At 45.3% G+C, this 6,445-nt stretch carries 6 protein-coding genes; 3 read left to right on the forward strand and 3 right to left on the reverse strand.

The features are described 5' to 3' along the window. Positions 1-1,615 (forward strand): murein biosynthesis integral membrane protein MurJ (gene murJ, locus IM515_RS00185; protein WP_287629739.1); only part of this gene is annotated, 1,615 nt, incomplete at its 5' end. Between the two features lie 177 nt (positions 1,616-1,792). Here the strand turns inward: murJ and IM515_RS00190 are convergent. Genes IM515_RS00190 through IM515_RS00200 form a run of 3 tightly spaced genes read right to left on the reverse strand, consistent with a single transcriptional unit; the run spans position 1,793 to position 5,696 of the window. Then, positions 1,793-2,443 (reverse strand): hypothetical protein, encoded by a 651-nt coding sequence (locus tag IM515_RS00190; RefSeq protein WP_287629738.1) that lies wholly within the window; start codon positions 2,441-2,443, stop codon positions 1,793-1,795. 41 nt (positions 2,444-2,484) lie between these two features. Beyond that, a complete protein-coding gene (gene hisS / locus IM515_RS00195) occupies positions 2,485-3,765 on the reverse strand; it encodes a histidine--tRNA ligase (protein WP_287629736.1) in 1,281 nt (426 codons plus the stop codon). Positions 3,766-3,785: 20 nt separating this feature from the next. Next, positions 3,786-5,696, reverse strand: coding sequence for a heavy metal translocating P-type ATPase (locus IM515_RS00200; RefSeq protein ID WP_287629735.1), 1,911 nt, complete (start codon positions 5,694-5,696; stop codon positions 3,786-3,788). A 6-nt stretch (positions 5,697-5,702) separates the two neighbouring features. Between IM515_RS00200 and IM515_RS00205 the strand changes: the two genes are divergently transcribed. Both IM515_RS00205 and IM515_RS00210 read left to right on the forward strand, forming a co-directional pair. Further along, on the forward strand, positions 5,703-6,011 hold the full coding sequence (locus IM515_RS00205) for a hypothetical protein (protein WP_002772164.1): 309 nt from the start codon (positions 5,703-5,705) through the stop codon (positions 6,009-6,011). Positions 6,012-6,175: 164 nt separating this feature from the next. Further along, positions 6,176-6,445: DUF2887 domain-containing protein (locus IM515_RS00210; protein ID WP_287633315.1), on the forward strand; the 270-nt coding region annotated here is incomplete at its 3' end.

Consider the following 6,445-nt stretch of genomic DNA (forward strand, 5'->3'; position numbering starts at 1 on the left):
CTTTCGAGGTGTCATCATTACTAAGAAAGCTACCCGTTCCTTAGCCGGTATTGCCGGAATTGTCGCCGTTGCCACCTTAATCAGTAAGGTTTTTGGTTTAGTCCGCGAACAGGTAATCGCCGCTGCCTACGGTGTCGGGCCGGTGGTGAACGCCTACGCTTTTGCCTACGTTATCCCCGGTTTTCTGTTAATTCTCCTCGGTGGCATTAACGGCCCCTTTCACAGCGCTTTGGTCAGTGTTTTGGCCAAAAGAGATAAATCCGAGTCCGCGCCGATTGTCGAGACTATTACCACCCTAGTCAGTGCGATTTTATTAGCTGTCACCGTCTTTTTAATCGTTTTTGCCAATATTTTTATTGATGTTCTCGCTCCCGGTTTAGATGCCGCCACCCGCAGCATGGCCATTCAACAACTGCAAATTATGGCCCCCATGGCGGTTTTAGCCGGTTTAATCGGCATCGGTTTCGGTACTCTCAACGCAGCGGATCAATACTGGCTACCGAGTCTCAGTCCGCTTTTTTCCAGTGTGGCGGTGATTATCGGGGTGGGTTTGCTGGCTTGGTTCGTTGGCGATCGCATTGATGAGCCGCAATATGTGCAACTGGGGGGTTTTGTCCTCGCCGGCGGTACTCTCGTCGGGGCGCTTTGGCAATGGTTAGCACAAGTGGGCGCACAAGTCAAGGCAGGTTTAGGAAAATTAATATTTCGTTGGGATTGGCGGATTCCGGGGGTGTCGGAAGTGTTGCGGGTGATGATTCCAGCGACCTTATCTTCGGGAATGTTGCATATTAACGTTTATACTGACCTCTTTTTCGCTTCTTTTATCGAAAATGCCGCCGCTTCCATGCGTTACGCCAGTTTTATCGTTCTCACGCCCTTGGGCATCATGTCTAACATGATTCTCGTGCCGTTTATGCCGATATTTTCTCGACTGACGGAACCGGAAAATTGGGTAGAATTGAAGCAAAGAATCCGTCAGGGTTTATTATTGACGGCTTTAACCATGTTACCCTTCACCGCTATCTTTATCGCCCTCGCTTTCCCGGTAGTGCGAGTTATCTATCAACGGGGTGCCTTTAATCTGGCTGCCTCGGAACAGGTGGTTCCCGTATTAATGGCCTACGGTTTCGGGATGTTTTTCTATCTCGGTCGCGATGTTTTAGTACGAGTGTTCTATGCTTTGGGTGATGGCGAAACTCCTTTTAAGGTGAGTATGGTAAATATTTTTCTCAATGGTGCGCTGGATTTCCTCTTGTATAAACCTTTTGGTACTCCGGGGCTTGTTTTAGCAACCGTGGGGGTTAATATCCTTTCTATGGGCATTTTTACGGTGATTTTAAATCGTCGTTTAGGAGGTTTACCCTTAGGAGAATGGGGTTTATCCCTATTGGGATTAACGGTAATTACAATGCTTTCTGGTGTTGGTAGTTGGGGTGCTAGTTGGGGTTGGGAAAAGGTTTTCGGTGCTGGTAATATTTTCCTACAATTATTACAGTTAGGTTTGGCTTCGACCGTAGCAGTGGGTTTATTCCTCCTCGGTGCGATGTTATTGAAGTTACCTGAATTAGACCTATTAATCTCGCGAGTTCGTCAGAAGTTCTTGAAAAAATCTTAGGTTTAAGTTCCGGCCTCACCTCATCGTTACATACTATAAGGGACTTGCGCTTTGATAATGTACCTTTTGGGCGAACGCAGTTCGCCCCTACATTGTGGACAAAATCCGTTACTGTAGGGGCGCAAAGCTTGCGCCCTCCGATCGATTGGGATATTATTCCCACGCAAGTCCCTAAGGTTATTTATTTTTAGGAATTGGGGGAAGTTGCGGTGATTTTCGGCGAGAATTAGAACCGGATATTTTCGGGGGTAGGGGTGCAGAATTGCGATTAGATAAACTTTTAAGGCTCTTTTTCATATTAGCAGGTTCCGGCAGTTCTAGAGTTACCCCTTCCCTAGCAGTCATTGTTTCCTCTGGTAGGCATAAATCAAAAACAAAGGCAGAATTATTAGTTAAATCGGCCAATTCTAATTTTACCATCTCTGGAGAGGATTCTCGTGCCAATAAAGGTTCAATTTCGTTTTTAATCAACTGTTCTAATTGAGCCAGATAATCGATCTTAACAGGAGTAACAATTAAAGTTAACATTTCTTGCCAACCTTGCCCCCCCAATTCTGCCAGAATATCCCCATAACAGCGAATTTGCCAGCTACCTATTCCTAAATCTCGATAGGAAAAAATTTCCAGCCAACCCCCGGCATCCGATCGATAATAATGGGTATATCGTTCGCTACTTTCGGGAGATTCGTAATCGATACGCACTTCAATATGAGCAAAAGGAGAATCCAGACGGGCCAAAAGACGATAGTTTCCCGAGACAATTTCTAGGGAATTAGTAGAAATTGTGCGTCCGTGATTTTCCCCTTGTTTTTGCAGTATAAATTCCATAATCCTAGCCTAGGCCTAATGTTTCCCCATGACGCTAAAACTTAGGATTTGTGCCGGGAGATTTGCGCTTTTAATTCCCCTGCTTGTGTCAATAAATCCGCTTGGGTTAGACTAATTTGCTCTTGGGTGGCCATCCATTTCAGTTGTACCGTGCCATTTTCAGCCTCAGCATCCCCTAAAATTATACAGCCCACGGCCTTAGCTCGAGCGGCCCGTTTGAATTGTTTCCCGAAAGCGCTGCCACTCAAGTCTAACTCGACGCTAAACCCCAATCCGCGTAATTGCTGCGCTAACACCACACTGCGGGCCTCAGCTTTTTCTCCTTTGGAGACGAGATAAAAATCGGGAACCAAAAAAGATAAAGATTGCTTTTGTTGTAATAATATAATCAGACGTTCTAAACCGATTGCCCAACCCACTGCTGGTGTGTCTAGACCGCCTAATTGAGCTATTAAACCATCATAACGACCACCACCGCAAACCGTAGCTTGAGAGCCTAAATCATCGGACTGAATTTCAAAGGCCGTATGGGTGTAATAGTCCAATCCTCGCACTAAACAGGGATTAAGATTATAGATAACTCCCAAATCAGTTAGTAAAGATTGCACCCGTTCAAAATGCTTTTGAGAATCACTGCCGAGGTGTTCAAGAATACTGGGGGCATTCTCACAGATAATCTTGGTTTTCTCGTCCTTACTATCCAAAATTCGCAGGGGATTTTTTTCTAATCTCTGTTGAGAATCCGCATCTAAATCAGCTTTGTAGGGAGTCAAATAATCTAGCAAGGCCTGACGATAATTTTGCCTATCTTGGGCATTTCCCAGGGAATTAAGGTCTAATTTTAGGTTTTCTAGACCCACAGCTTTTAATATCTCGCTGGCAAGGGTAATTACTTCCACATCCGCCCTAGGGTCATCACTTCCCAACAATTCGACCCCGATTTGATGAAACTGTCGCTGCCTACCCGCTTGCGGACGTTCATAACGAAACATTGGCCCCTTATACCAGAGTCTTTGTACTCCTCCAGCTGCCTGTAATTTGTGTTCAATGTAGGCGCGAACGACCCCAGCCGTTCCTTCCGGTCGCAAAGTCAGGGAACGTTGACCGCGATCGAGGAAACTGTACATTTCTTTACCTACCACGTCCGTCGCTTCCCCGATACCCCGTTCAAAAAGTTGCGTCTGTTCAAAAATGGGAGTTCGTATCTCTTGATACAGCGCAGTCCCTAAAATTCTGCTGGCAGTTTCCTCTAACCACTGCCAGTAACCGACCTCCGCCGGTAAAATATCTTTTGTGCCTCGGATTGCCTGAATTTCGCCCATAGTTCTCTGTATTTTTATCCTTAATTCAACAATCTTAAACCGCTGAGAGTCACTAATACCGTCGATCCTTCATGACCGATGACACCTAGAGGTAAAGTTATATCACCAACAAAATTGGCTATTAGCAATATGCCGATAAAGGCGAGGGCGAAAGTGATATTCTGTTTAACAATGCGATTGGCACGACGACCAAGGTTAATCGCGCTGGGAATTTTGGCTAAATTATCGGACATAAGGATAATATCGGCCGTTTCCAAGGCCACATCACTACCCGCTTTTCCCATGGCAATCCCCACATTAGCCATAGCTAAAGCGGGCGCGTCATTAATGCCATCTCCTACCATAGCGACAGTATGATATTTTTCTTGCAGATTTTTGATCACGGTTAACTTATCTTCGGGCAGTAAATCAGCGTAAACCTCCTCAATGCCGAGTTTTTCAGCGACTTTATCGGCACTTTGTTTATTATCACCCGTAATTAAAACTATATGTTCGATACCGATCTTTTTTAGTTTCTCCACCAGATTAACTGCCGATTCACGAAGGGTATCGGCCACAGCGATCGCACCGAGCATTTGATTCTCTTGTACTACCCAAACGAGGGTTTTACCTTCTTTTTGTAAACGCTCGTGGATAGCTAGGATATTCTGGTCAAGATCAGCAATATGGTCACGAATATAGGCAAAATTGCCCACAGATACCGACTTATCGGCAATTTTTCCTGTGATACCCCGTCCCGATACCGCTTGTACCTGATTAGCACTGAAGAAATTTATACCACGTTCGATCGCTGTGGCGGTAATAGCGGCCCCAATGGGATGTTCGGAACAGGATTCTAGGGATGCAGCCACCGCTAACACCTCATTTTCGCTGACTGCATGGATAGGGATAATTTCCACCACTTGCAACTTACCAAGGGTGAGAGTGCCAGTTTTATCAAAAGCGATCGCTCGTATGCGGCCGATCATCTCCAATCTTGCGCCATTTTTGAATAAAATCCCCTGTTTTGCCCCGTTAGCGATACCCGATAACAAAGCTGGCATAATTGAGGCCATTAAAGCACAGGGAGAAGCCACCACGAGAAAAATTAAGGCCCGATAGATAGTGGTTTCCCAGGTCCAACCCCAGAAAAAAGGCGGTAAAATCCCGAAAATTAAGCCCAAAATCACGATAATTTTCGCATAACCCCGCTCGAAACCTTCGATAAACTGTTGGGAGGGAGGGGATTCATTTTGTGCCTTTTCTACCAAACGAATCACCCTCTCAATTAAGCGACTTTCGGGGGGAGTTTCCACCTTTAAACGTAGCACTCCCGCACCGTTGAGAGTTCCCGCAAAGACTTCTTCACCGATAGTTTTATCCACGGGAAGGGATTCCCCAGTAATTGGCGCTTGATTAATGGGACTGTTTCCCTCCATAATAATGCCGTCAATAGGGATTAATTCACCCGGTTTGACCAAAACTGTATCACCGATGTGTAATTGCTTGATAGGAACCTCTTTTTCGCTGTCTCCCGTGATTAATCTAGCAGTATCGGGAGTCATAGCCATGAGAGAACGAATATTGCGATCGGTTTTCGCCAGGGCAATCTGTTCTAATGCGCCACTAATGGCGAAAATCAGGATTAAAATGGCTCCATCGATGATGAGATAGTAATTACTGTCCCAGAGTCCCAAAATCGCCGCCCCTAACGCCGCTACAATCATTAACAGGTCCACATCCAGTTCTTTTTCCTCAAATAAAGTCGTTAATCCTGCTTGGGTACTCTCGTATCCTCCCACCACATAGGCGATCGGTAGTAGGATTAAAGCTAGGCCGATCAGATTAAGGTGTAGGCATAACCAACCAAAAAAGACTAAAATAGCGCAAATTCCTGCGGCAACTGCCGAGGAATACTCAGACAACCAAGAGGACGAAATACTCTGAATCATGGAGCGATGGCAATTAATTCTCTCCCCATTCTAGAAAAAATTGGATCGATGCAGAAAACCCCTAAGACATTATCCCCCGCAGCCAACCTAGCCGATAATAATTGGAATTTTGCCGAGGTTTGGATCGATCCGCTGCTATCTCCCCCCTATATCTTGCTTTTACTCGCTGAATCTTCAGGAAACTATCGCGTGTACGATCCCTCTGAGGGTTATCAGGTAGTATTTACCGGTGCGAGTTACGAGGAAGCGGAAAATTGGCTATTAGAGGACGAATTTGAACCGGTAGAGGGACGACTTTCGGCAGCAGAGATATAATTTCCTTATCTCCTTTCCCCCTTTCTCCGATGCTATCCTTACTAAAAAAGCGATGGAATTGGCTAAAATCGCTCTTTATTGCCAGTCCAAAGGCAATTAACCCCAAAAAAGTCAAAAATACTCCTCCAGAACCCAGCGACGCACCAGAGGAATAGAGCGAACTCATGAAAACCGACACGATTTTCTACCGACTTTTTCAAACCTTTCCAGGTCTTCTGTTTGAGTTAATCGACTTTCCCAGGGAATTAGCCAATTTCTATCGATTTTCCTCCGTAGAGGTGAAACAACTATCCTTTCGCATCGATGGAGTCTTTCTACCAGAACGGGAAGATTTACCGATTTATTTTACCGAAGTTCAGTTTCAGAATGATCCGGAGTTTTATGCGCGTTTTTTCGCCGAAATTTTTCTCTATCTCAAACAGACGCGGTTAAAA

It is taken from the genome of Microcystis sp. M44BS1 (assembly GCF_020244875.1).
GTDB classification, from domain to species: domain Bacteria; phylum Cyanobacteriota; class Cyanobacteriia; order Cyanobacteriales; family Microcystaceae; genus Microcystis; species Microcystis panniformis.